The 26,022-nt window shown below is 70.7% G+C and carries 16 protein-coding genes and 2 pseudogenes; 4 read left to right on the forward strand and 14 right to left on the reverse strand.

Annotated features, from left to right (window positions below; translation table 11 throughout):
- Positions 1–177: 177 nt before the first annotated feature.
- On the reverse strand, positions 178–1,869 hold the full coding sequence (locus BKK79_RS02395; protein ID WP_071037005.1) for a 2-isopropylmalate synthase: 1,692 nt from the start codon (positions 1,867–1,869) through the stop codon (positions 178–180).
- Positions 1,870–2,186: 317 nt separating this feature from the next.
- Here BKK79_RS02395 and BKK79_RS02400 point away from each other — a divergent pair, with 317 nt between their 5' ends.
- Complete coding sequence (locus BKK79_RS02400; RefSeq protein WP_071037006.1) at positions 2,187–2,984, forward strand: AraC family transcriptional regulator; 798 nt, start codon at positions 2,187–2,189, stop codon at positions 2,982–2,984.
- A gap of 127 nt (positions 2,985–3,111) precedes the next feature.
- On the opposite strand, the gene BKK79_RS02405 is transcribed toward BKK79_RS02400, so the two are convergent.
- Positions 3,112–4,242, reverse strand: coding sequence for a CoA transferase (locus tag BKK79_RS02405; protein WP_071037007.1), 1,131 nt, complete (start codon positions 4,240–4,242; stop codon positions 3,112–3,114).
- A gap of 7 nt (positions 4,243–4,249) precedes the next feature.
- Positions 4,250–5,254, reverse strand: coding sequence for a Bug family tripartite tricarboxylate transporter substrate binding protein (locus BKK79_RS02410; RefSeq protein ID WP_071037008.1), 1,005 nt, complete (start codon positions 5,252–5,254; stop codon positions 4,250–4,252).
- Positions 5,255–5,345: 91 nt separating this feature from the next.
- Here BKK79_RS02410 and BKK79_RS02415 point away from each other — a divergent pair, with 91 nt between their 5' ends.
- On the forward strand, positions 5,346–6,290 hold the full coding sequence (locus BKK79_RS02415) for a LysR family transcriptional regulator (protein WP_231907897.1): 945 nt from the start codon (positions 5,346–5,348) through the stop codon (positions 6,288–6,290).
- A gap of 259 nt (positions 6,291–6,549) precedes the next feature.
- Here the strand turns inward: BKK79_RS02415 and BKK79_RS02420 are convergent, their stop codons facing one another.
- A complete protein-coding gene (locus BKK79_RS02420; protein ID WP_232346260.1) occupies positions 6,550–7,434 on the reverse strand; it encodes an alpha/beta hydrolase in 885 nt (294 codons plus the stop codon).
- A 207-nt stretch (positions 7,435–7,641) separates the two neighbouring features.
- Between BKK79_RS02420 and BKK79_RS02425 the strand changes: the two genes are divergently transcribed.
- On the forward strand, positions 7,642–10,527 hold the full coding sequence (locus BKK79_RS02425) for an autotransporter outer membrane beta-barrel domain-containing protein (protein WP_071037009.1): 2,886 nt from the start codon (positions 7,642–7,644) through the stop codon (positions 10,525–10,527).
- A gap of 152 nt (positions 10,528–10,679) precedes the next feature.
- Positions 10,680–11,753 (forward strand): hypothetical protein, encoded by a 1,074-nt coding sequence (locus tag BKK79_RS02430; protein WP_071037010.1) that lies wholly within the window; start codon positions 10,680–10,682, stop codon positions 11,751–11,753.
- 72 nt (positions 11,754–11,825) lie between these two features.
- Here the strand turns inward: BKK79_RS02430 and BKK79_RS02435 are convergent, their stop codons facing one another.
- From BKK79_RS02435 to BKK79_RS02475, 10 genes and pseudogenes are all read right to left on the reverse strand, one after another.
- Positions 11,826–12,830, reverse strand: coding sequence for a hypothetical protein (locus BKK79_RS02435; RefSeq protein WP_157128374.1), 1,005 nt, complete (start codon positions 12,828–12,830; stop codon positions 11,826–11,828).
- Between the two features lie 12 nt (positions 12,831–12,842).
- Positions 12,843–13,319 carry an adenylyltransferase/cytidyltransferase family protein gene (locus BKK79_RS02440; RefSeq protein WP_071037012.1) on the reverse strand — a complete coding sequence of 159 codons (477 nt, stop codon included), beginning with the start codon at positions 13,317–13,319 and terminating at the stop codon, positions 12,843–12,845.
- Positions 13,320–13,493: 174 nt separating this feature from the next.
- Positions 13,494–14,522: a glycosyltransferase family 9 protein gene (locus tag BKK79_RS02445; protein WP_071037013.1), complete on the reverse strand. Its 1,029-nt coding sequence runs from the start codon at positions 14,520–14,522 to the stop codon at positions 13,494–13,496.
- Between the two features lie 332 nt (positions 14,523–14,854).
- Positions 14,855–16,006 (reverse strand): transglutaminase-like domain-containing protein, encoded by a 1,152-nt coding sequence (locus tag BKK79_RS02450; RefSeq protein WP_084084450.1) that lies wholly within the window; start codon positions 16,004–16,006, stop codon positions 14,855–14,857.
- Entirely contained in the window at positions 15,997–18,636 is a 2,640-nt protein-coding gene (locus tag BKK79_RS02455) for a circularly permuted type 2 ATP-grasp protein (RefSeq protein ID WP_071037014.1), read from the reverse strand. The genes BKK79_RS02450 and BKK79_RS02455 overlap by 10 nt, the downstream gene beginning before the upstream one ends.
- Positions 18,637–18,811: 175 nt before the next feature.
- Positions 18,812–22,276: a transglutaminase family protein gene (locus tag BKK79_RS02460; RefSeq protein WP_071037015.1), complete on the reverse strand. Its 3,465-nt coding sequence runs from the start codon at positions 22,274–22,276 to the stop codon at positions 18,812–18,814.
- A 164-nt stretch (positions 22,277–22,440) separates the two neighbouring features.
- Positions 22,441–22,650: pseudogene (locus BKK79_RS42260) on the reverse strand (transglutaminase family protein); the annotation flags it as partial.
- Positions 22,642–23,445 (reverse strand): annotated as a pseudogene (locus BKK79_RS02465) (transglutaminase family protein); the annotation flags it as partial. The pseudogenes BKK79_RS42260 and BKK79_RS02465, both read right to left, overlap by 9 nt.
- A 9-nt stretch (positions 23,446–23,454) precedes the next feature.
- Entirely contained in the window at positions 23,455–24,396 is a 942-nt protein-coding gene (locus BKK79_RS02470) for an alpha-E domain-containing protein (RefSeq protein ID WP_071037016.1), read from the reverse strand.
- A gap of 92 nt (positions 24,397–24,488) precedes the next feature.
- Entirely contained in the window at positions 24,489–25,904 is a 1,416-nt protein-coding gene (locus tag BKK79_RS02475; RefSeq protein ID WP_071012588.1) for a circularly permuted type 2 ATP-grasp protein, read from the reverse strand.
- Positions 25,905–26,022: the final 118 nt, after the last annotated feature.

The following is a 26,022-nucleotide window of genomic DNA, read 5'->3' on the forward strand; positions in this document are numbered from 1 at the left end:
CGCCGAGTATGGCACGGCGGCCCGCACCGGACTTAGCCGGGCTTGCTGAGTTGCGGTGGTGGCAGCAGTTTCGCGAAGGCCGGGAGGGCGCCGCCCCGCCCTCCCCTGCCATGGTGCAGCCGTGGTACGGCCTGGGTGCCGCCGTCAGGCCACCGCTACGTCCCGGCCAGGCCGGCGTCAGTCCTGCCCTGGCTGCAGCCGGTTGTGCAGCCGGTTGTGCAGGCGGTTGAAGGCGCACAGCGTGGCCAGCACCGACGCCGTGGTGGTGCTCTCGTGGATGCCGACGCCGAAGCGGCTGCCGGCCACGTCGGGGCTCGCCATCTCCACGATGGCGATCGCGCGGGCATCGGCGCCCGAGCCGAGCGCATGCTGCTCGTAGTGGTCGATGCGCACCGGCGCCGGCAGCGCGGCCACGGCGGCGTCGATGGGGCCGTTGCCCTCGCCGGACAGGGCCAGCGCCGGGCCATCTCCGCCCTCGGCGAGCCGCAGTTCGATGCGGTTGCCCGCCGGCGCGGCGTGCAGCGCGTGCGAGAGATAGCGGTAGGCGCCCTGCTCCAGCGGCGCCTGGTAGGTGGCCACGAACAGCTTCCAGATGTCCTCGCTGCTCAGCTCGGTCTCGCTGGCGTCCGCGTGGCGCTGCACCACGGCGCTGAACTCCACCTGCATGCGGCGCGGCATGGCGATGCCGCGGTCGCGCTCCAGCAGGTAGGCGATGCCGCCCTTGCCCGACTGGCTGTTGACGCGCACGATGCTGTCGTAGGTGCGGCCCAGGTCCTTGGGATCGATCGGCAGGTAGGGCACGCGCCAGATGCCGTGCGGATCCTGCGCGGCGAAGCCCTTGGCGATGGCATCCTGGTGCGAGCCGGAGAAGGCGGTGAAGACCAGGTCGCCGACATAGGGGTGGCGCGGATGGATCGGCAGCGCGGTGCAGGCCTCGACGATGCGCGCCACCCCGGCGATATCCGAGAAGTCGAGCCCGGGCGGGACGCCCTGGGTGTACAGGTTGAGGGCCAGGGTGACGAGATCCAGGTTGCCGCTGCGCTCACCGTTGCCGAACAGGCAGCCCTCGACGCGGTCGGCGCCGGCCATCAGTGCCAGCTCCGCGCAGGCCACGCCGGTGCCGCGGTCGTTATGGGGGTGGACCGACAGCACGAGATGCTCGCGCCGGTCCAGGCGCCGGTGCATCCACTCGATCTGGTCGGCGAAGACGTTCGGCGTGGACACCTCGACCGTGGTCGGCAGGTTGATGATCATCGGCCGGCCGGGACCGGCGTCCCAGGCGGCGATGGCCGCATTGCAGACCTCCAGCGAGACCTCCAGCTCGGCCATGCAGAACGTTTCCGGCGAGTACTGCAGCACCCACTCGGTTTCCGGGTGCGCGGCGGTCAACGCCTTGAACAGGCGCACGTGGTGCTCCACCATGGCGACGATCTGCGGCACGCTCATGCCGAACACGATCTCGCGCCAGGCCGGCGCGATGGCGTTGTAGAAATGCACGATGGCCCGGCGCGCGCCGGCCACGCTGCGCACCGTCTCGCGGATCAGGTCCTCGCGCAGTTGCGTGATCACCATCGGCGTGACGTCGGCCGGAATGCGCCCGCCGTCGACCAGGCCGCGCACGATGTCGAAGTCGGTCTGCGAGGCCGCGGGGAAGCCGAGCTCGATCTCCTTGAAGCCGATGCGCACCAGTTCCTCGAACAGGCGCAGCTTGCGTTCGCGGTTCATCGGTTCGAACAGGGCCTGGTTGCCATCGCGCAGGTCGGTGGAGAGCCAGGCGGGGGCCCGGGTGATGGTGCGCGACGGCCACTGGCGGTCGCTCAGGTCGACGGCCGGGAACGGACGGTACTTGGTATGCGGTTGAGCAAGCATGGGGATCTCGAACAGGAAATGCAGGGAATGCAGGTTGGACGGGTCTGTCCTGATTCCCCTGCTTGCAGCAAGCTGTTCGAGATCGGGGTCAGGGGGAATCAGGACCGGTCATGGCGCGCACGTGCGCGCCCAGACCCCGATGTAGGGGCAGGTGCGGCAGCACATTGCGTAGTAGCCGGAAAGCGCGCATGACGGAAAAGGCAGGGTTCTGGAAAAGCGGATACGGCAAGTGTACGATGGCCGCCGCTGACTTTCTCCATCGAGAGCGACAATTGCTGTATGAAAATGGACAGTCCTGAACGGACCGACGCGACGGCATGACCGCAGCCGCCCCGAACCTCGCCGCCGTATCGTTCGATCCGGCCCTGTACGATGCGGCCCCCTCCCCGCTCACCGGGGTCGCGGCCGACTATCCGGCGGGCGCCGAGACGCCCTTCCACCGCCACGCCCGCTGCCAGCTGGTCTACGCGGTGGAAGGCGTGATGGTGGTGGAGGCCGCGACCGGCCGCTGGGTGGTGCCGCCCACCACGGCGGTCTGGCTGGGACCGGACGTCGAACACCGCTTGCTGATGCGCGGCCCGGTCCGGGTGCGCAGCGTCTTCGTGGCCGCCGATGCCGCCGGCGGCCTGCCCGCGGCGGAATGCGTGATCCACGTCTCGCCCTTGCTGCGGGAACTGATCTCGGAGATTGCCCACCTCGGCCTGGAGGTCTGCGCCACGCGGCGCGGCAGGTTGCTGGCGGCCCTGCTGCGGGAGGAACTGCGGCGCCCGCAGGCGCTGCCCTTCCACCTGCCGTGGCCGGCCGATGCGCGCATCGCCGCGATCTGCGCCGAGCTGAGCGGCAATCCGGCGCACCCTTTCCACGCCGCCGACTGGGCCGCCTCGCTGGCGATGAGCGAGAAGACCTTCCACCGCCATTTCCACAAGCACACCGGGCTGAGCTTCGGCCGCTGGCGGCAGCAGGCCCGGCTGCTGCTCGCGCTCGATCACCTGCTGCGCGGCGAGCCGATCCTGCCGGTCGCGCTGCGCTGCGGCTACGAGAGCCATAGCGCCTTCACGCTCGCTTTCCGCAAGCAGTTCGGCATGCCGCCTTCCAGGTTCCTGCCGGCCGGCTGAACGCCGGCCAGGGCTGCCCGCCCCGCCTGGACGGGCCTCGCGCCACATGCTGGCGCGGGGGAGACGCTGTCCGCCGCGTCATTCGAAACGCCCCGGCGCCCGGCTGCGCTTGCGCCGGGGCAATCGACTACTCGCCGGTGCGCACCCGGAAGCCGAGCCCCGGCGATACCACCGTGGTGTCGCCGTCTTGCAGCGCGACCGTTTCGAGGCTGCCGTTCGCCATCGATTCGGCCGCGAACTCGGCAATATCGCGCAAGCGCGAGGCGGGGACGCCGCTGGCGCTGAGCCGCGCTTCCAGTTCCGCGGCATCGGCATCGGCGAGCACCGCCGACAGCGCGGCCTTCAGCGCCGCCGGGTCCAGCGAGCGCACGAAGGCAGGCAAGGCGCCGCCGTCCAGCGGCGGGTTGAACAAGGCCGGATCCTTTGCCAGATGAGCCAGGCCCAGTGCCTCCAGCAAGGCCAGCAGCTGCCGTGGCGTGTTCGCGCCGATGGCGAGCCAGCCATCGCGCGTGCGGAAGAAGTCGGCGGAGGGGCTGCCCGAGTAGCCCTGGTTTCCCTGCCGGGGTGGCGTGGTGCCGTGCGTGAGCGCAGCGCAGGTCATGGGGTACATCAATTGCATGCCGGCGCCGGCCATGGAGATATCGAGCAGCATGCCGCGCCCGGTGCGCTCGCTTTCGCGCACGCCGGCGAGGATGGCAAAGGCGGCCAGCAGGCCGGTGGCGGAATCGATCACCGGGAAGCCGGTCTTGATCGGCGGATCGCCCTCGTTGCCCGCCATGAAGGCCATGCCGGTGGCGGCCTGCACCACATGATCGTAGGCGGGGCGCTTCTGCCATGCCTTCGCGCCGCGCCCGAAGCCGGAGATGCTGCAGTAGACCACGCGCGGGTTGAGTTCGCGCACCGCCTCGAAGCCCAGGCCGAAGCGTTCGAGCACGCCCGGCCTCAGGTTGTCGACAAAGACGTGGCAGGAGGCGGCCAGCTCGCGCGCCCGGCGCCGTCCGTCTTCGCTGGAGAGATCGAGGGCCAGCGAGGACTTGCCGGCGTTCAGCGCGACGAAGCCGTCGCGGCTGCCACCGGCGCGGCGCATGACGTCGCCGCCATTGGCGTTTTCGATCTTGGTGACATCGGCGCCGAGCCGGGACAGCAGGAAGGTGGCAAAAGGGCCGGCGATGACGTGCGAGAAATCGACGACGCGCAGGCCGGCGAGCGGCGCGAATGCCGAGGCTTCGGTGGACGGGGTAGCGCAGGTGTTTCGCATGGCAGCCTCATTCGATCGTGATGTGGTTCTTGTCGATCACCTGCCGCATCCTGGCGGTTTCCTCGGTGACCAGGCGGGAGAAGTCCTCCGGGGTCGGGCTCGGCTCGACGAGCGACCCCGTCTCGGCATAGAAGCGTCGCAGCCCGGGATCCGCGAGCGCCTTGAGCAAGGCGGCATGCAGGCGCGCCACCAGAGGCCTGGGCAGGTTCGGCGGAGCCCAGATGCCGCTCCATGCGTCGAGCGCCAGGCCGGTGCGGCCGAGCGCTTCATTCAGCGTGGGGACCTGGGGCAGCGTGGCCAGCCGCTGCGCCGAGGTCACGGCGAGCGCCCGCACCTTGCCATTGGCGATCTGCGGCAGCGCGGTGGTCGCCACGGGAAAGCCGAACTGGGTATCGCCCTTGATCAGCGACGGGACGATTTCCACCGAGCCCTTGTAAGGGATGTGCACCACGTCGATGCTGCACGCCGACGCGAACGCCGCGCCCGAGATATGCGCAGCCGAGCCGATGCCGCCCGACGCGTAGTTGAGCGTGCCGGGGGAGCGCCGCGCGGCGGCCACCAGGTCGGCCACCTTGCGATATGGCGAATGGCTGCTGACCACGAGCACGGCCGGGGCGATACCGATGCGCGTCACATGGGTGAATGCGGCGGGATCGAACTTGACCCCCGGCTGCAACAGCTTCTGCGCGACGTGGGTCGAGGCGCCCAGCAGCAAGGTATAGCCGTCCGCCGGCTGCTGCGCCACGGATTCGGCGGCAAGGATCCCTCCCGCGCCGACCTTGTTCTCGACGACGACAGGCTGGCCCAGTTCCCTGCCCAGCACCTCGGCGAGCTTGCGCGCCTGGATATCGGGACCGCCGCCGGGGGCGTAGGGAACCACCAGCCGGATCGGGCGGGTGGGATAGTCCTGCGCGGCCAGGGCAAAGGCCGGCAGGCCTGACGCTGCCGCGACGGGCAGCATCAGCAGGGTCCTCAGCATCCGGCGACGCGCACGGCGGGTCGATGCAGGCATCTCAGGTCTCCTCTATGGTTTCGCCCGATTGTCGCGTCGCCCGGATATTCTGGACAATTATCCAGTTCTGATGAATCCATCACAGCTGGTTATGGCAAAGACTTCGCCCACCGCCCTGCCTCAACGGCTCGACCGCCTGCGCATCCGCCATCTGCGGCTGCTGGACCTGGTGGCGCACACGGGTTCGCTGACCGCGGCCGCCGAGCGGATGCACATCAGCCAGCCGGCGGTGACCAAGATGCTCCAGGAGCTGGAACAGGCCTTCGCTTGCACGCTGATCGAACGCACCACCCGCGGCGGCCGCCTGAGCCCGGCTGGCGAGCGCGCCCTCGAGCGCCTGCGCATCGCGCTGGGCGCGCTGGATATCGCCAGGGAAGCGCTGGCGGAGCGGCCGGAAGTCCCGCTGGTCAGGATGGGCGTACTGCCGCTGGTCGGGGTCAATGTCCTCCCGAAGCTGGTCGCTTCGCTGAGCCGGCAAGGCATCCTGCCGCGGCTGCAGCTGCGGGAACACACCGTCAGCGGACTGCTCGGCATGCTCGCCGGGGGCGAGCTCGACTGCGTGGTGGGGCGGCTGGAAGCCGGCCATGCCGGGCAGTCCCTGGAGCGGCTGCGCATCATGCCACTGTGGGACGAGCACCTGGCGATCGCCTGTGCCCCGGACCATCCGCTGGCCAGGCGCCGCGACGTGAGCCTGCCGGCGCTGCGTGACAGTCCATGGATACTGCCGCCGCGCGGCACCCATACGCGGGAAATATTCGAACAGCCGTTTCTCGACAGCGGACAGTTGCCGCCGGTGCCGCATATCGAATCGATTTCATTCCACAGCAGCCTGTCGATGGTGGCCGCGAGCGGCTTCCTGGCCGTGGCGCCGGACAGCGCCGTGTCGCACTACAGCGCGATGTCGCTGGTGTGCAAGGTACGCCTGCGCACACCATTCGCCTCCGGCCGCATGGTGTTCATCACCCACCGGGATCCGGCGGCATCCCCGGCCGTCACCTTGCTTGCCAAGGCACTGGCGGAAGTGGGAAGTCCCTGATCCCGGACCGCATGCCGCAGCAATCGGCCCCTCACTCCATACCCCACGCTCACGGCTGCTGAAGGCTGGCCCGGCGCCTCACGCCGGGCTCCTTTCCCATCACATCTCTTGCGCACACTCGGCAGCGGGCCGCATACCGGCATCGGCTGAGCGCCGACGCCCTCCCGCAGCGCCTCTCAAGAAAGGCGCCGGCCGGCCGTAAATCGCTCCTGTCAGCAATGTATGGGAAAGAAGACCTGGGGCCAGGGCGGCGGCCGCGTCAGGGCACGGCCTGCGGCAGCAGCGCGGGCCATTTGTCGGCCCAGCAGCAGGTGTGCGTAGCGCCTTCCACGACCTCGACCGGCGGCCGCTTGCCGGCCGGGAAGCGCGCCGCGAAGGCGGCCGCGAGCTCGGGCGTGACGTTGCTGTCCTCAGCGCCAACCAGGTGGTATTGCGGGATGTCCTGCAGCGCGCGCCAGGCGTCGCCGGGATCGAGCGATCCCGTCAGCGGTGCCAGTTCGTGCTGCTGCGCCCACTGGCGTGGCGCGAGGTTGCCGGCAACGGTCACCAGGCGCACGACGTCGTGGCGGCGGGCGGCCACCAGCGCAGCCACGGCGCCGCCGCCGGAATAGCCGACCAGCACGAGACGGCGCGCCTGGAAGCGTTGCATCAAGGCATCGATAGCCTCGCTGGTAGCGGCGACCACGGCGTCGGCGAAACGCCGGTCCGTCCAGAAGGCGGGTTCGCAGCCTCGGCGCTCCGCTGCCTCGACGTACTGGCACGGCCGCGCCAGGTAGACGGCCGTGCCGCGGTCGTGCCGCAGCGCCAGTTCGAGCGCGAGCGGACGCAGCGGGGTCGGGTCGTCGGAAGGACGGGAGGGGCTGAGCCAGGCCAGGCCGTCCCCTTCGATATAGACGGCCAGGGTCTCGCCCGGCCGGGCCGGAGACGGGGCATAGGCCGCCAGCACGAACTCGCGCGTGGCCAGCCGCAGCGGGCGCCAGCCGTGCGCCAGCGCCATGGCGTCGGCGCTGGCGCGGCGGGCGTCGGGAGAGAAATTCGTACAAGCCAGCAGGGGGAGCGCAGCCAGCAGGACAAGGAACCGTATCCGGAAGCGAGACGCCGCCGCGCAGGTGCAGGCGGCCAGGCCGCGAAGAGTGCCATGCATCGTGAGGATTCCGCGCCGGAGCGGATGGTGACAGGGGACCAGCCCGACTGCTGAAAAACGACCAGGAACAACAAACAAGAACAAACCACAAGAACGAACCACAAGACCCGCGTCCGTGGCGGCAGCCCGCGGGACGCGGCCGCAGTGTAGCGCACCGACCTTGCGCCGAGCCAGGCGCGGCACGCGCATCCTACAGGACCCGCAAGCATGCGATCCCATCGCCATCGAATTCTGAACCTGCACCACAACCCGCAAACTGGCGCCCGCCCCCTCTCCGCACGGAAGGCCGCCTCCCACCTGCCGCCTTCCGTGCCGCGCGCCACGACCACCGCCGTCCTGCTGGCCGCCGGTGCATTCGGCGCGCTCGCCGCGGCGCCGGCATCGGCCACCATCAGTTGCGTCCCGACCCTGTCGGGCACGTACAACAGTACCTGCTACGTCTATTCCGGCAGCAGCCTCAGCGTGCTGGCTCCCGGCGGCCTGATCAGCGTCGCGGGCGGCCCCGCCGTGGTGGCCAGCCTGTCGCTGGGCCCGGCCGTGACCCTGATCGACAACCAGGGCACGATCCAGAGCACCGGCAGCGCGGTTGTCGGCGGTCCCGGCGGCGCCGCGGTGGGCATCAGCCTCAGCGGGCAAAGCGCGAGCATGCCCGTGGTGACCACCCTGACCAACGAAGCCGGCGGCGTGATCAGCGCGACCGGCGGCGCGGCTTTGCCCGCACCGATGCCGATCGGGTACGCCGGCGGCAACGCTACCGGCATCGCGCTGAGCAACGGGCACGTGGGAACCATGACCAACGGTGGCTCGATCTCCGCCACCGGCGGCGCCGGCGCGGCCGGCATCACCGGGGGCGGAGCGGGCGGGCAAGGCATCGGCATCGATATCCAGTCCGCCAGCGTCGACAGCCTGAGCAACCAGGGTGCCGCCAGCGCCATCTCGGCAAGTGGCGGCGCCGCCGCCCCGGCGATGGTGCCTGCCCCGGGCGGCCTTGCCGCCGGTATCCGTGTCGGCTCCGGCAGTACCGTCGGCTCGATCCAGAACGACGGCAGCATCACCGCGACCGGCGGGGCCGGCGCGGCAATCGTCCCTTTCCCGCCGACCAGCGGCACGGCCTACGGCATCGATATCGAGAACAGCACGGTCACGGGCGCCATCACCAACAACGGCACGATCTCCGCCTCGTCGGCCAACGGCCGCGCGGTCGGCATCAACCTGGTCGGCAGCACCGTGGACGCGATCTCGATCCCGGCCGGCGGCACCATCAATGCTGCCACCGCCATCTACATCGATCCGGCCAGCACCGTCACCCACGGCATCAACCTCGGCGGCACCCTGAACGGCGCCGTCGAACTCAACAATGCCACCCTGAACCTGCAAGGCAGCAGCGCCGCCATCAGCGGCGCGGTGCATGGCGCCAGCGCCTCGGTGGTCAACGTCCAGGGCACCTTCACCTCGGCCAACAGCTTCGACGTCGGCAGTTTCAACGTCGCCGGTGGCGCGACGTTCAACATGGCCAACCCGGTCACGGTGTCCGCCGGCCTCACCAACGCGGGCACGCTCGCGGTTGCGCCCGGCACCACGGCGACCATCAACGGCAACTATGTGCAGGCCGCCAGCGGCGTGTTCCAGACCGGCATCGGCAACGACGGCTCCTACGGCAAGCTGGTGGTGACCGGCACCGCGGACCTGTCGGCCAGCAACAAGCTCCAGGTCAACGTGGCCGGCGCGCCGAGCCTGGTCGCCGGCACCACGGTGCAGCGCAGCGTGCTCTCGGCCGGCAGCCTGGTCGCCGGTCCCGCCCTGACGGTGTCCGACAACAGCGCCCTGTTCGACTTCCTTGCCACCCGTAACGGCAATGCGGTCGACCTGTGCGTCGTGCGCTCCGGCGCCACCTCGTGCACCGACGCGCCGGCGGGCGGCGGCGATGCCACCCCGGACACGCCGGCCGCGCCCGGCCACGCCATCACGGTGGTGAGCAGTGTGCTCAGCAACCAGAACACGCCGGCGCTCGGGGCCGCGCGCGTGTTCGACGCCCTGATCGCCCAGGGCGCCGCGGCGCCCGCGGCGATGGCCTCGGTGATCACCGCGCTGGGCACGCTGCCGACCGAGCAGGCCGTGTCCGACGCCGTCAAGCAGACTCTGCCCCTGCTGACCGGCGGCATGGCCAGCGTCAATACGGCGGCCATGCACGCCACCAACCGGGTGATCCAGTCGCGCCAGGAAGCCAACCGCGGCCTCTCCTCCGGCGATGACTTCGTCACCGACAAGCAGCTCTGGTTCAAGCCGGTGGGTTCCTGGGCCAAGCAGGGCGACCGCGACGGCGTATCGGGCTACAGCGCCAGCACCTACGGCATGCTGCTCGGCGCCGACCGCTCGCTCGGCGACAAGACCCGCGTGGGCGCCGCCTTCTCCTACATGCACAGCCGCATCGACGGCAATTCGGCGGCGGCCAGCCAGAGCGCCAGTGTCGACGGCTACCGCCTGATCGGCTACGGCAGCTACAGCCTCGATGCCCGCACCGACGTCAGCGTGCAGGCGGACGTCGGCACCGGACACAACCAGGGCCAGCGCAGCATCGCCTTCGGCGGCCTGAACAACCGTGCCTCGTCCAGCTACGACAGCTGGAACACCCACTTCGGCATCGGCATCGGCCGCATCATCGACCTGGCCTCGAAGACCACCCTGACGCCCTCGCTGCGTGCCGACTACACCTTCTTCCAGGACGCCGCCTACACCGAATCGGGTGCCGACGCGCTGAACCTGGCGGTCGGCAGGAACTCGGCGCGCGAGCTGATCCTGTCCACCGACTTCCGCCTGAACCAGGCCATCACCGACAAGGCCTCGTTCACCGCGAACCTGGGCCTCGGCTACGATGCGCTCGCCAGCCGGTCGTCGGTCACGGCGGCCTTCGTCGGCGGCGGCGGACAGTTCGTCACGCCCGGCCTGCCGCCGGCACGCTGGCTGATGCGGGGCGGCGTGGGCTTCCTGCTGGTCAACAGCAAGGCCATGGAGTTCAGTGTCCGCTACGATGCCGAGGTTCGCGACCGCTTCACCAACCAGACCGCCTCGCTCAAGCTGCGCATGCCGTTCTGATGCGAAGCGGATGACGCCATGACGACGATGCCATGACGTCGCGCCGGCACGCGCGGGGCAAGCGCAGGACCGCCCGGTTTCCTGCCACCGCCGCGCGCGTGCCGGCGAGCGATGCTGGCCTTGGCCAGAGCAATCCACCGACAATTCCACCCATGGCTGCAACTCCCGACAGCGCGGCGCCGGCGGGCACCGATCCCGGCGCGGCGCGCTTCGCCACCCTGTCCGCACGCTTGCGGCAAAACGGACCGATCGCGCCCGACGATATCCGCCTCTGGTGCCAGCTCGGCCTCGAACTCGGCCACGCGGCCGAGGTACGGCACGCCTGCGAAAGCCTGCTGGCGGCACCGGCGGTCCACCCTGCCCTGCGCCCGTACTGGCTCCATTTCCTCGGCACCGCCCTGCTGCACCAGCAGCAGATCGAGGCCGGCGCCCAGGCGCAACGGCTGGCGCTCGATGCGCTGTGCGTGGCGCCCCTGGTCTACAACCCGCCGCCGGCGGCACGACGGCTGGAGGATCCGCGCGTCGAGGGCGTGCTGTGGGAGGCCCTGGCGCAACTCGCGGCGGGCGGCGTGCACGCCTTTGCCCACGCCGGCACCCTGCTCGGGCTGGTGCGCGAAGGCCGCCTGCTGCCTTTCGACAAGGATCTCGACCTGGGCCTGCCGGTGCAGGAGTTGCCGGCCGCGCGCGCGATCCTGCTGCGCCACGGCTGGCAGCCGGTGCCGCAGCGTTTCGCCATCGACAACCTGGCCAGCTACGCCCACCCGCGGCTGGAGGTGGTGCTGGACCTGTGCGGCCTGTGCGATGCGCCGGACGGCAACGGCCTGCTGGGCGGCTTCTGGACCGCGGGCGGATCGCCGCCCGCCCGGCAGCGCGTCACGCGCTTCCCCGGACCGCTCCACCTCGTGCCGCACAAGGGTCCGGCCGGCCCGGTGTGGCGCCTGTCGCATGCGGAGTCCTGGCTGGCGGCGTTCTATGGCAAGGATTGGCGCACGCCGGACCCCGACTTCGACACCATCATCGGCGCGCACAACCTGCTCGGCTTCTCGGCCCTGACGCAGTGGTACGCCTACGCGCGCATCACCGGCGCCTGGCTCAATGGCTATTGGGAGAAGGCCTTGCGCCTGACCCGGCTGGTGCTGGAGCGCCATACCCCGGAAGACGGCCTGCTGCTGCACATCGCCGGTCACCTGCGGACGGCGCTGGCGGCCCTGCCCGCGCGCGCCTGAGCCTGCGGGCTGCCCGCCGCGAACCGCGAACCGCGAACCACGAACCTGCGATTTGCAGATTGCCGGCGGCGGCTAGCCGCCGCGTTGCGCGACGGCCTCGAGCAGGTCCAGGTAGCGCACCGCCGAATTCTCGTTATCGAAGCCCGCCGGCAGCACCAGGCGCCGTCCGTGCAGGCGCGCCAGCGGGCGCGACAGCACGGCGGACTCCGGCCGCAGCGCCAGCGCCGCTGTCGACGGCGTGCCGGCTTCGAGCGCGTACAGGCCGCGCAGCGGGCCGGTGCTGCAGGCCGCCTGCAAGGCATCCAGCAGTGCCGCCGCCGCGGCCGGGCGCGCGAGTTCGAAGCGGAAGTCGATCAACGATGGTCCGGTGTACGGGATCAGCACATAGTCCACGTGAAAGCGCTCTGCCGCCAGGAAAGGCAACAGCCGCGGCCCCTCGGTCTGCAAGGTGCAGGGCCGCCGCACCGGGTGCGGGTGGCCCGCCAGCCGGTGCGGCGGCACATTGTGGATGACGCCGACCTCGGCCTCCGCCACGCCGTAGCGGGCATGCAGCCAGGCGGCCAGCGGCACGAAGGCGTTGACGGTGCAGGAGCCATAGGAGAGGACGGCGGCGCGGCGATCGAAGTGCTCGTGGTTGTAGCCGAACACCAGCGTCTGGTCGGCCCCCGGGCAGGTGGCCGAGACGATCACGCGGCGCGTCCGGCCGCGCAGGAAGGCGCGCGCCGCCTCGCCGCTGGCGAGATCGCCGGAGCATTCCAGCCACCAGTCGGCCCGGCCCAGCCAGGGCGAGCCGGCGGCCGGGCCATGCCAGTAGGCCAGGCGCAGCGGCTGGCGGCCGGGCAGGTCGAGGCGCAAGGCCCCGTCCTCGGCAGCGATGCGGCAATCGGCGAAGGAGACCTTGGCGTCCTGCCGCAGCAGGGCCGCGGCGGACGCCAGGCTGTGGTGGGCGTCCTGGATGGCGACGATGTCGATGCCGCCATCCGGCCGGTCGAGCCAGGCGCGCAGCAGATGCAGGCCGAAGCGGCCGAGTCCGTGCAGCACCGCCGACACGGGGGGCGAGGAAGTCCTGGCCAGCACCCTGCGCTCCGCCTAGGAATGCGAGCTTGCGCGGATGCGCTCGCGCAGCACGGTGGTGGAGACGGTTTCCGTGCGCGGGGTCCAGGTCAGGCCGATGCCCAGCGCGGCCAGGCGCGGCGCCAGCCGCTGCCAGCGCGCCGAGTCGCGCCAGTCCTCGCCGATGAAGACATGGTCGACGCGCAGCGCGGTCAGCCACTGCACCGCGTCTTCGGTCTCGTCGAGGCTGCCCGGCTGCAGCGACACCTCGTCCAGCCAGCCAAGCCCGCGCAGGATCTCCATCCGCTCCAGTTCCGGCATCGCCGCCGGCCGGCCCTTCTTGGCCAGCACGGTGGCATCGCGCGTGACCAGTGCGGTCAGCGAACGGCAGCGCGCCCGCGCGAACTGCAGGTAGCGCAGGTGGCCGACGTGGAACAGGTCGAAGACGCCGACGGCCAGGCCGCGGGCGGGCAGTCCCTGGTCGGTGCTGGCGGGGATCGAAGTGGCTGTCATATGGCTGGGCTGCGTGGCGCCGCCGGCCGCGCAGCGTGTGCGGGCCAGGTCGGGAGTCGGGTCGGGAGTCGGGTCGGCGCCGATTGTACGGCCGGAGACGGCCGTTCTACGGCCCGAATTGGCGGCAGGAAACCACGCTGACCGGGCGATTGGCCGCCCGGCATGCCATCCGGATCAGGCCAGCGCGGCGGCCGGCGCGCCGGCGTGGAGCGGATTCCCCGCTGCGGCGCCCGCGTCCAGCAGCGAGCGCACCGCCGCGTGCATCTGCTCGACACCGATCGTGTCGATGGACGGCCCCGCATGCACGATGGCATGCGGCACCCCCAGCGGATGCCAGCGCTGGTACTTCTCGGGACGCGCCTCGAACATGGCCACGGTCGGGATGCGCAGTGCCGAAGCGAGGTGGACGGGCGCCGAGTCGGCCGAGATGACCAGGTCGAGGTGGCGCATGGCACCGATCAGTTCATCGACGCCGGCCGGCGCCAGCCAGCAGTGCGCGGACGCGGCCGGTTCGGCGCTGTGCGGGTCGGCCCGGTCGCGGAACAAGGTTACGTCGTAGTGCGGCTGCAGGCGGTCCGCCAGTTCCTGCCAGCGCTGCAGCGGCCAGCGCCGCTCCTGCGCCTTGTTGGAGACGAACATGCCGGCCTTCGGCTTCTGCCCTGCGGGCAGCCGGGCCCGCATGGCCTCGACCTGGGCCGGATCCGGATAGACCACGGGCCGCAGTTCACCAGCCGCCACCGGTCCCAGTTCCGGCAGCAGGGCGAAGCCGGACAGGGCTTCGTGCTGCAGGCGGACCTTGGCCAGGTCGCCGGGGCGGCGGTCATCGAAGCCCGTTTCCTTGGTGTGCCAGCGGCAGTCGCGGATGCCCAGCAGCCGGATGAACTTGATGGTGCTGGTGTGCTGGGCGCCGTTCGGCACGATGGCCAGGTCGAAGCGCTGGCGCCGGAGGCGATGGATCAGCGCCAGCCGGTCGACGATGGAGGCGAAGCGGCCGCTGCGCTCGTTCTGGCTGCGCTGGCGGCTGAAGACATAGGTGTGGACACGGCTGATGTCCGGATTGCGGTCCAGGACCTGGCGGTTGTAGCGGTTGGCCAGCACGTGGATCTCGGCCTGCGGCCATTTCTGCTTGAGGGCGCGCAGCAGAGGCGTGGTGCACACCATGTCGCCCAGGAAATCGAGCCTGGCGACCAGGATCTTCTTCATCGGAGAGAGTTCGCTTTGAGTTCTGGCGCTTCATTGCCGCTGCGCGCTCGGCGGGAGGGACACCCAGGGTAACGGCAAAAGCATCCGGAACCTGACAACGCGCGTTCGCGGCAAATGGCTGACATCTGACGAGGACTTGTCTGAATTACGGACGCCAGCAGCCTAACACGGCAGATGCCGGTTCTGCCGCAATGGCAGCGCAATCCGGCCGCCGATACCCTACGCCGGCAATGTGACAGCCGGAGGCACGCCGTGCCAGATGCCTGGCCGGGCGGGCGCCGCCCCGGAGTCGGCGCCGTCATCTTCAGTCAATTTCTCTGAAATTAAATGGTTCAGACGGCTTTTTCGTTCATTCTCATTGCTTCGCCCGGCTCCGGGGTGCCGCCCGTGGACGGCGCTGCACCGGCCGCGCCGGCCGTTGTTTCCCCGCCCGCTGCCGCATCGACCGGTTCCACCGTGACCCCCACCGTCAGTTGCTGGTCCGCGCCGCCGCCCAGCACCACCCCCCGCAGCGGAGCGACGTCGGCATAGTCGCGGCCCACCGACAGCATCACGTAGTCGTCGCCGGGGGCGCGGTCGTTGGTGGGATCGAGCTGCAGCCATCCGCCGTCTTCGGGCCAGGCCGGGTCGTAGACCTCGACCCAGGCATGCGAGGCGTCGGCGCCGATCAGGCGCGGCTGGCCGGGCGGCGGCTGGGTCAGCAGGTAGCCGCTGACATAGCGTGCGGCCAGGCCCAGCGAGCGCATCGCGCCGATCATCACATGGGCGAAGTCCTGGCATACCCCCTGGCGCAGCGCGAGGGCATCGAGCGCCGTCGTGTTGACGTTGGTGCTGTCGGGTTTGTAGGCGAAGTCGGCGTGGATACGCCGCATCAGTTCCCATGCCGCCTGCACCAGCGGCCGCCCCGGGCTGAAGCTCGCCGCCGCATAGCGCGCCAGTTCCGCATGGCAAGCCACATGGGGCGAGGCGAAGACGAACTCGCTGGCCGGGTCGTAGGGCTGCCCGGCGCGATAGCGGAAGCGCTCGCGCACCTGCTCCCAGGTGCTCGCCTGCCCGGCCGCCGGCGCCGCCACGGCCGGCGGCGGCGCGCCGCGCTTGCCGGCCGCCAGCCGCGACGGGGTCACACGCACCACGCTGCGGCTGCGCACGAACAGCACGTCGTGCGGCTGGTTGAGCGCGAACGAGATGCGCTGGTTGCCGAAGCCGTCACGTTCCGTGCGCAGTCCCTCCGGCTTCGGCTCGACCTCCAGCGAGAACGATTCGGTGTGCTGGCGCGCCGTGTCCAGCGGCTGCAGGCGCGCCTGGTGCTGGGCCGATTCGACGCGGGCGGCGTATTGGTAGCGGGTGTCGTGAGTCACGCGCAGCAGGCGCGGCGCCGCCGCGCCCGCCGGCTCCTGCGCTGGCGCCACCCCCTGCGTGCGCGCTCCCCCTTGCCGTCTGCCCCGCCGTGGCGTCTTGCCCGCCGTGCTGCCGTTCACCCCCATAGTGCCCTGCCCGCCTCCCTGACATGACTGAAATAGCGCTCCCCGATCCGGTTCGACAGCTCCCAGGCCGCCTCGCTGCTTTCGCGCAGGCGCGCCAGCAGGAAGGCGTGGCGTCCCTGCGCGTCGGTCTCGCACAGCGCCTGCAGCGGCCAGCCGCCGATTTCCGGAATGCCGTCGGCCAGTTCCGACAGCGCGTCGCGCTCGTTGCGGTCGACCTTCGACAGGCGCCCGCGCAGGGTCTGCTCGACCCAGGCCAGCGAACGCGGGTTGTCCTTGTCCAGCAGCACCAGCGACAGCAGCGGCGCGACGTCGAAACAGCGCTGGAAGCGCGAGCGGAAGGTGATCGCGCTGTCGAACAGCTCCAGCACCAGTTCGAAGGCATCCGGCTTTTCGATGGCGCCGTCCTCGAAGGCGAACAGCAGCACGCGGCTGAGGAACTCGATGCGGTCGATCTGCCGCCCGATCGACAGCAGCCGCCAGCCGTCGTCGCGCGTCATGTTGTCGACCTGCGCGCCGGTGATGGAAGACAGCAGCAGGTTGAGCCGCTCCAGCATCTGCAGCGCATCGGCGTCGCGCTCCTCGGCGGATTCCCCGGCGGTGGCGTGGGCTTCCAGCAGTTGCGCGGCGTCGTCGATCAGGCGCCACTGTTCGCGTGAGAGCCGCTCGCGGATCGCCGCCGCCGCGCTGCGCATGCCGGACAGGCAGGTGGCGATGCCGACGCCGCTGCCGGTGCCCAGCGTCAGCGCGTCGGACATGGCCTGCTCGAAGGCGTTCGGCGCCTCGGCGGCATGCGGAGTCTCGGGCGGCACCAGGCCGCTGTCGCGGCACAGCGCGTCGATCAGGTGCAGGTGGGCCGGGCTTTCGACGTCGTCCTCGCCACGCAGCCGCTCGAGCGCGGCCAGCCCCAGGCGCGTCAGGTTGGCCGCGCGTTCGGTGTAGCGGCCCAGCCAGAACAGGTTCTCGGCGGCGCGGCTGGAAATCGTGCGCTGCCGCTCGACCAGGTCCTCGGGGCCCAGATGGGTCTGCAGCAGCGTGGTCGGATCGACCACGCCGTCGGTCATGACCCAGGCGTCGACGGTGCTGCCGCCGCGCGGCATCGGCGCGTTGAACAGCGCCTCGCGGCTGCCGACGCGGGCCAGCCCGCCCGGCAGCACGCGCCAGGAGCCGGCGCCGTCGACCAGGGCGAACACGCGCAGCAGCAGCGGGCGCGGCACGATGCGCGCGCCGCCGTCCCCGCCCTGGGCGCGGCCGGCCCAGGTCGGCGCCTGCGACAGCGGCAGGTCGGCCTGGATGGTGTAGTGCGCCGGCTGCGCGGCGATGCGGGCGCGCCAGTCGGCGAGCTGCTGTGGCGTCAACCGCGCGCCGATGACCGGGTCGAAGCTGCCACCGGCCTGCACGCTGGCCGGATAGGTCGGCCGGATGATGCTGCGCCCGAGCAGGGGCAGCGCCTCGTTGCAGGCGGCCTGCTCGCCGCACCACCAGGAATGCACCGCCGGCAGCGCCAGCGTCTCGCCCAGCAGCGCCTGCGCCAGTCCGGGCAGGAAGCCCAGCACGCCGGGCGACTCCAGGAAGCCGGAACCGGGCACGTTGGCCAGCAGTACATTGCCGGCGCGCACCGCCTGCAGCAGGCCGGGCACGCCCAGCACGGAATCGGAGCGCAGCTCGAGCGGATCCAGCCAGTCGTCGTCGACGCGGCGCAGGATGCCGTGCACCGGCTCCAGGCCGCGCAGCGTCTTCAGGTAGACGTGGTTGTCGCGCGCGGTCAGGTCGCCGCCCTCGACCAGCGTCAGGCCCAGGTAGCGCGCCAGGTAGGCATGCTCGAAATAGGTGGCGGCGTAGGGGCCGGGCGTGAGCAGCACGATGCGCGCGTTGCGCCCCGCCGGGGACATCTCCTGCAGGCTTTCCAGCAGCGCGCGGTAGCTGGCGGCAAGGCGCTGCACGCGCAGGCCGCGGAAGGCGCGCGGGAACAGCCGCGAGACGATCACGCGGTTCTCGAGCAGGTAGCCGAGGCCGGACGGGCCCTGGGTGTGCTGGGCCAGCAGGCACCACTGGCCGTCGGGGCCGCGCGCCAGGTCGAAGGCCGCCACGTGCAGCCAGGTGTCGCCGGCGACGCGGGCGCCGCACATGGGCCGCAGGTAGCCCGGATGGCCGGTGACCAGCGCCGGCGGCAGCAGGCCGCGGCGCAGCACCTCCTGCGGGCCGTAGACGTCACGCAGGACGGCGTTGAGCAGGCGCATGCGCTGCAGCACGCCGCGCTCGATCACGCTCCAGTCCTGCGCGCCGAGGATCAGCGGCAGCAGGTCGAGCGACCACGGCGGCGTGGCCGCGCCCTGCTTCTGCGTGTCATGGAGCTGGTAGGCCAGCGCGTTCTCGCGCATGCGCCGCTGCAGCGCGTCGGCGCGGCGGTCGAGGTCGGCGAAGCCGACACTGCCCAGCCAGTTGAAGAACTCGCGCCAGGCAGGCGCGAGCGCGGCCGATTGCAGCACGGCGGCGGCGCCGCGCATCTCGTCGTAGCGGCCCGCCACCGCGGGCGCCGCCAGCGCGGCGCCCAGTTCGGCGGCGTCGGCACCGCTGTCGAACAGCGTCGGCGGTGTCTGTGGCGAAGGCGGCGTCTGTGCGGCGTCACCCATGGCCGGGGAGTCTTGGGAAATAGGAATCACGATATCGCTTCTGCCCGGGGCGGCCGGCAGGCGCGCGGATCTGCGCCCGGCCCGCGCCGCCCCTCGCGCATCCTATCATCGGGCGGCCGCACCGGCGCCGCGCCGGGTGCGCCCGCCCACGCCGCGGTGCCGGTGGTGGCCGCCATCAGGTCCGCCGCAGGTCCAGGGTGAAGGGGAACTCCCGGCTCGGCTGGGCGCGCGCCACGCGCATCCGGCCCGGCGTGTGCCCGAGCGCGGCGAAGCGCGCCAGCCGGCGGCTCTCCGCTTCATAGGCATTGACCGGGAAGGTGTCGTAGTTGCGCCCGCCCGGATGCGCGACGTAGTAGCGGCAGCCGGCCAGCGAGCGCTCCATCCAGGTATCGACGATGTCGAAGGTCAGCGGGGCATGCACGCCGATGGTCGGATGCAGCGCCGAGGCCGGCGACCATGCCTTGTAGCGCACCCCGGCCACGTATTCGCCGACCGTGCCGGTCGGCTGCAGCGGCAGCGGCGCGCCGTTCACCGTGACCACGTGGCGGTTGTCGTTGAGACCGGTGACGTGGACCTCCAGCCGCTCCAGCGAGGAATCGACATAGCGCACCGTGCCGCCGGCCGCCCCCTCCTCGCCCATCACGTGCCACGGCTCCAGCGCGCCGCGCAGGGTCAGTTGCATGCCGCGTGCCGACACCTCGCCATAGCGCGGGAAGCGGAACTCGAAATGCGGGCCGAACCAGGCCGGGTCGAAAGCGAAGCCGGCCTCGCCCATTTCCTCCAGCACGTCGTCGAAATCCATGCGCAGGAAGGTGGGCAGCATGAAGCGGTCATGCAGCTCCGTGCCCCAGCGCGTCAGCGGCGTGGTGTAGGGGGCGTGCCAGAAACGCGCCACCAGCGCGCGCAGCAGCAACTGCTGCACGATGCTCATGCGCGCATGCGGGGGCATCTCGAAGGCCCGCAGTTCCAGCAGCCCCAGGCGGCCGGTGGCGGAATCCGGCGAGTAGAGCTTGTCGATGCAGAACTCGCTGCGGTGGGTGTTGCCGGTGACGTCGATCAGGATGTTGCGCAGTACCCGGTCGACCAGCCACGGTGGCATGTCCTGGCCGTACAGCAGCTTGTTGCGGTGGATTTCGGCGAAGGCCACGTCGAGCTCGTAGACCTGGTCGTTGCGCGCCTCGTCCACCCGCGGCGCCTGGCTGGTCGGGCCGATGAAGAGCCCGGAGAACAGGTAGGACAGCGAGGGATGGTTGTGCCAGTAGCCGATCAGGCTGGCCAGCAGGTCGGGCCGGCGCAGGAAGGGGCTGTCGGCCGGCGTGGCGCCGCCCAGCACGAAGTGGTTGCCGCCGCCGGTGCCGACATGGCGGCCGTCGACCATGAACTTCTCGCTCGACAGGCGCGACAGCCAGGCGGCGTCGTAGAGGAACTCGGTGTGCTGCACCAGCTCGGCGAAGTCGTGCGCCGGATGGATGTTGACCTCGATCACGCCCGGGTCGGGGGTGACCTGCAGCATCTTCAGGCGCGCGTCGCGCGGCGGCGGGTAACCTTCCAGCACCAGCTTGACACCCTGCGCCGCGGCGGTCTGCTCGATCGCGCAGAGCAGGTCGAGGTAGTCGTCCAGCAGCGCCAGCGGCGGCATGAAGACATAGAGCACGCCTTGGCGCGCCTCCACGCACAAGGCTGTGCGGGTGATCCAGGCGGCCGACTCGAAGCGGTCGGGGAAGCGGTCGGCGGCCGCGTGCGACGGCGGCGCCGAGGCGCCCGCCCCGCCGCTGCCGTCGCGGCCGGGGGCCGCGCGCAGCCGCGGCGGCTGCAGCGCCAGCGGCGCCGGACCACCGGCCGCCGCCGCAAAGGCATAGGCGGGGAATGGATAGCCGGCCTGCGCGGCCACGCCGGCACCGGCATGGCGTGCACGCAGCGCGGCCGCGCTCGGCAGCGGCTCCGCCGGCGCAAAGGGATCGCGCTCGACCAGGTAGGGGTAGTCGGCCCGGCTGACCCACGGCAGCGAGTCGAGCGGCAGGCGGTAGCCCATCGGCGAGTCGCCCGGCATCAGGTACATGCGCTCGTCGCGGAAGAACCAGGGCCCGGTCTCCCAGCGGCTGCCGGCCAGCGCCGCGCCCCCCTCGCTGACCTTGATCGGCAGCACGTGCCCGACCACCGTGTCGAGCTTCTGCCCGAACACCTTGCGCAGCCGCGCGCGCTCCATTTCGTCGTCGAGGCGCGCGTCGAACGGGTCGACATTGACCGGCAGGCGGCGTTCCCGCCACAGGTAGTACCAGACATCCTCGTAGCCGGCCTGGATGTAATCGGTGGCCAGGCCGAGGCGCTGCGCCAGCGCGCGCAGGAAGCGCTCGCCGTCGGCGCTGGTGCAGGTGCCCGGCTCGCGCTCGTCGGCGAAGCGCGCGGGGTCGAGCCAGGCCGGCTCGCCGTCGGCACGCCAGAACACCGACAGCGCCCAGCGTGGCAGCTGTTCACCCGGATACCACTTGCCCTGGCCGAAATGCAGGAAGCCGCCGTCGCCGTACTCGGCGCGCAGCTTCTGCACCAGCGCGGTGGCATAGCCGCGCTTGGTGGGCCCGAGGGCGTCGGTGTTCCACTCGGCGCCTTCGCGGTCGTCGATCGAGACGAAGGTCGGCTCGCCGCCCTGGGTCAGGCGCACGTCGCCGCTCACCAGCGCCTCGTCGACCTGGCCACCGAGCTCCAGCACCTGCTGCCATTGTTCCTCGGTATAGGGCTTGGTGACGCGCGGCGACTCGTAGATGCGGGTGACGCGCATCTCGTGCTCGAACTCCACCTCGCATTCATCGATCAGCCCGTCCACCGGCGCCGCGCTGCTGGGATGCGGCGTACAGGCAAGCGGAATATGCCCCTCGCCCGCCAGCAGGCCCGAGGTGGGGTCGAGCCCGATCCAGCCGGCGCCCGGCAGGTAGACCTCGCACCAGGCATGCAGGTCGGTGAAGTCGACCTCGGTGCCGCTGGGACCGTCGAGCGACTTCACGTCCGGCGTGAGCTGGATCAGGTAGCCGGAGACGAAGCGGGCCGCCAGCCCGAGGTGGCGGCACAACTGCACCAGCAGCCAGCCGCTGTCCCGGCAGGAGCCGGAGGCGAGCTGCAGCGTCTGCTCCGGCGTCTGCACGCCCGGCTCCATCCGCACCAGGTAGCGGATGTCGTGCTGCAGCCGCTGGTTCAGCGCCACCAGGAAATCGATGGTGCGGGCGGGCTCGCGGTCGATGCTGTCGAGGTAGGCACGGAACGCTGGCGCCCCCCCCGTCGCGGAATCGCAGGCCAGGTACGGTGCCAGCTCCTGCCGCTGGGCCTCGTCGTAGCGGAACGGGAAGGTCTGCGCGCTCTCTTCGAGGAAGAAGTCGAAGGGGTTGTAGACGGACATCTCCGCCACCAGGTCGACGGTGATCTCCAGGCTGCGTGTCGGCTCCGGGAACACCAGCCGGGCCATGTAGTTGGCGAAGGGGTCCTGCTGCCAGTTGACGAAATGCTGCGCCGGCTCGACGCGCAGCGAGTACGACAGGATCGGCGTGCGGCAGTGCGGGGCGGGCCGCAGGCGCACGACCTGAGGCCCGAGGCGGACGGAGCGGTCGTAGCGGTAGCGGGTGACGTGGTGGAGCGCGACGTGAATGGGCATAGCGTGGCCGTGCGTTACGGAAGATCGGAAAGGCGGACGGTCAAACGTTCAAACTGGCAAACAGGTAAGCGGGTACGCAGGTAAAGGGTCGTTGGGGGCAAGCGGCCAGGCAAGGGGCCGGTCCCTCCGCCGTCCGCCGGAGCGGGCAGCGGAGCGCCGGCGGCTCAGACCAGTTCGGGCGCCGGGATCACACTGATCTCGACACCGACCGCCCGCGCGCCCGGCCCCATCACCGGCATGGCATCGCGGTAGTCGAGCCCGGCCGCGATGCGCACATAGCGCTCGTCGGGACAACGGTTCAGGAAGGGGTCGAAGCCGACCCAGCCCAGTCCTTCGACAAAGGCTTCCGCCCAGGCGTGGGCCGAGGGCGGCTGCGCCACCGCCGCCGCCGGCCGCTGCCGTGCGGGCGCCTCGCCGGCGGCATCCCGCGTGGCGGGCGGCGTGCCGCCCGTTTCCGCCTCGTCCTCATCCTCGACCGCGACCTCGCCGTCCTGCTCCGCCGGCTGCCGCCGGCCGGCCTCGGCGGCTGCTTCCAGCGCACCGGCGGGCAGCCGCAGGGATTCCGCCAGGCGGCGCGCCGGGCTGTCGGTCATCAGGTAGCCCGAGATGAAACGGGCCGGGATCTTGAGCGCGCGCGCCGCGGCGATGAACACGTGCGCGTAGTCGCGGCTCGAGCCTTCGCCGCTGGCCAGCGCCGCCTCGGCATCGGCCGGCGCCTCGGCGGCACGCTCCGGCGTGTAGGCAACGCGGCCGTGGATGGCCGTCATCAGCCAGTGCAGCACTTCGAGGCCCGGCGTTTCGCCCGGCACCTCGGCGGCCAGCGCGGCGACCGCGTCGCCGGCACGGGTCAGCTCGGTCTCGCGCTCGAACAGCCAGGGCGGGGCATAGGAATCGCCCTGCCCCAGCACGCCGGCGCAGTCGTGGGTCTCGACCACGCCGGCGGCGACGATCACGACCTCGGGCTTGTCGCCTTCGTGCCGCACCAGGTCGGTCTGGTTGCCCAGCCCGTCCGCATAGGTCAGCATCGGCTCGATGCCGTCGATGGTGACCTGCCACGCTCGCACCGTCTGGCCCGGGCCGCTCTGCGGCCGCAGGTGCAGGCGTTGCAGCGCGTAGGCTGCGTGGTCGTCGAGCTGGAAGCGCGAGATATGGCGGATGGCAAGGCGCATGATGGGATCTCAGTCGAAGTTGTACGCGTTGGCGATCTCGATGCCGAGGCTGTTGTTGCGGTGGATGAAGTCCGTCAGGAATTCATGCAGGCCGCTCTTGAAGATCCGTTCGACGGTGCTGTCGGCCAGCGTGCGCTGGATCCTGGCAGCCGTTTCATGACAAGCGTGCGTGAGGCCGTAGTCGTCGGCCAGGTGCTGCAGGCTGGTGACCACGCGGCCGCAGGCGAAGCGCAGGGAACGCGGCATGCGGCCGTTGAGGATGAGATAGTCGGCGATGTGGATGGGCTTGTACTGCACGTCATAGACCCAGCGGTAGGAACGGTGCGCGGCGACGGAGCGCAGGATGGCCTCCCACTGATAATTGTCGAGGATGGTGCCGACATGCGACACCGACGGCAGCAGCAGGTGGTACTTGACGTCGAGGATGCGCGCGGTGTTGTCGGCGCGCTCGATGAAGGCGCCGATCTGCGCGAAGTCGAAGATCTCGTTGCGCAGCATGGTGCTGTAGAAGCTGCCCACGATCAGCGCGGTCTCGCGCTTGATGCGGTCCAGCAGCGCCGGCAGCTCGCTCTGCACCAGCGGCTGGGCCAGCCCGCGCCTGAGCTCCAGCCAGGCGCAATTGATGCTCTCCCAGGTCTCCCGCGTCAGCGCCGTGCGCACCATGCGCGCGTTGGCGCGTGCGTGCTCGATGCAGGACAGCACGCTGGAACCGTTGTCGCGGTCGCGCAGCAGGAAGTCGATCGCGCTCTCCACCGAGAACTGCTCGTACTTCTGCCGGTATCCTTCGTCGGCGCCGGAGCTGACCAGCACCGACGACCATTCCGCCGGTGCGTCGTCGGCGCGCGTAAGGGCCATGCGCAGGCCCACGTCGACGATGCGCGCTGTGTTCTCCGCGCGCTCGATGTAGCGGTACATCCAATAGAGTCCGCTTGCCGTCCGTCCAAGAAGCATATCTCTTCCATTCCGATCGTTATCGTTGGCGGGGCGCCGCGCGGGCGCCCGCACTCCTTGCGTGCGATGTGCGGTGCGATGTACGCCTGCGCTCAGTCGGCCAGGACCCAGGTGTCCTTGGTTCCTCCTCCCTGGCTGGAATTGACCACCAGCGAGCCCTCCTTGAGCGCGACGCGCGTGAGGCCGCCGGGGGTGATGCGGATGCGGTCCGAGACCAGCACGAAGGGGCGCAGGTCGACGTGGCGCGGTGCCAGCCCCCGCTCGGTCAGGATGGGCGTGGTCGACAGCGCCAGCGTGGGCTGGGCGATGTAGTTCGACGGGCGCGCGCGCAGCTTGGCGGCGAAGGCCTCGCGCTCCGCGCGCGAGGCAGCCGGGCCGACCAGCATGCCGTAGCCGCCGGAGCCGTGCACTTCCTTGACCACCAGCTCTTCCAGGTGCTCCAGCACGTATTGCAGGCTGTCGGCCTCGGCGCAGCGCCAGGTCGGCACGTTTTCCAGCAGCGCGGCGCGTCCGGTATAGAACTCGACGATGTCCGGCATGTAGGAGTAGATCGCCTTGTCGTCGGCGATGCCGGTGCCCGGCGCGTTGGCGATGGTGATATTGCCGGCGCGGTACACGTCCATGATGCCGGGCACGCCGAGCACGGAGTCGGCGCGGAAGGTCAGCGGATCGAGGAAGGCATCGTCGAGGCGCCGGTAGAGCACGTCGATCGGCTGGAAGCCTTCGGTGGTGCGCATGGCGACGCGGCCGTCGATCACCTGCAGGTCGCGCCCCTCGACCAGGTGCACGCCCATCTGGTCGGCCAGGAAGGCATGCTCGTAGTAGGCGGAGTTATGGATGCCCGGCGTCAGCACCGCCACCGTCGGGTTGTCGGCATTGCCGCCCGGCGGGCAGACCGCGGCCAGCGACTGGCGCAGCATCTGCGGGTAGTTCTCCACCGAGCGCACCTTGACCTGCTGGAACAGCTCCGGGAAGAGCTGCATCATGGTCTCGCGGTTCTCCAGCATATAGGACACGCCAGAGGGCGTGCGCGCATTGTCTTCCAGCACGTAGAACTGGTTCTCGGCGGTGCGCACGATGTCGACGCCGATGATGTGCGTATAGACATTGCCAGGCGGCCGGAAGTCGATCATCTCCGGCAGGAAGGCACCGTTCTGCGCGATCAGGTGCTTCGGCACGATGCCGGCGCGCACGATCTCCTGCCGGTGGTAGATGTCGTCGAGGAAGGCATTGAGCGCCATCACGCGCTGCTCGATGCCCTGCGACAGCCGGGTCCACTCCTGCCCCGACAGGATGCGGGGCACGATATCGAACGGAATCAGCCGTTCGGCGGCTTCTTCATCGCCATAGACAGCGAAGGTGATACCCGTGCGGCGGAATACGTTCTCCGCCTCCAGGGCCTTGCTGGCGAGGCTCGCGGGATCCTGTACGTCGAGCCATCGCTTCAGGCGCTCGTAAGGCGCCCGCACCAAGTCGCCGGATTGCAGCATCTCATCGAATGGCTTCATTGCGTCTCTCCTTCTTATTGGACGCGGCATCGTCTGTGCCGGGCCGGCGTAAAGAGGCTTGAGCAAGGAGCATGCCTTGTCCGCCGCCCGCCGGCGCCACCGACCGGCACCACGATGC

Origin of the sequence: Cupriavidus sp. USMAA2-4 (assembly GCF_001854305.1) — a bacterium.
Taxonomy (GTDB): Bacteria; Pseudomonadota; Gammaproteobacteria; order Burkholderiales; family Burkholderiaceae; genus Cupriavidus; species Cupriavidus malaysiensis.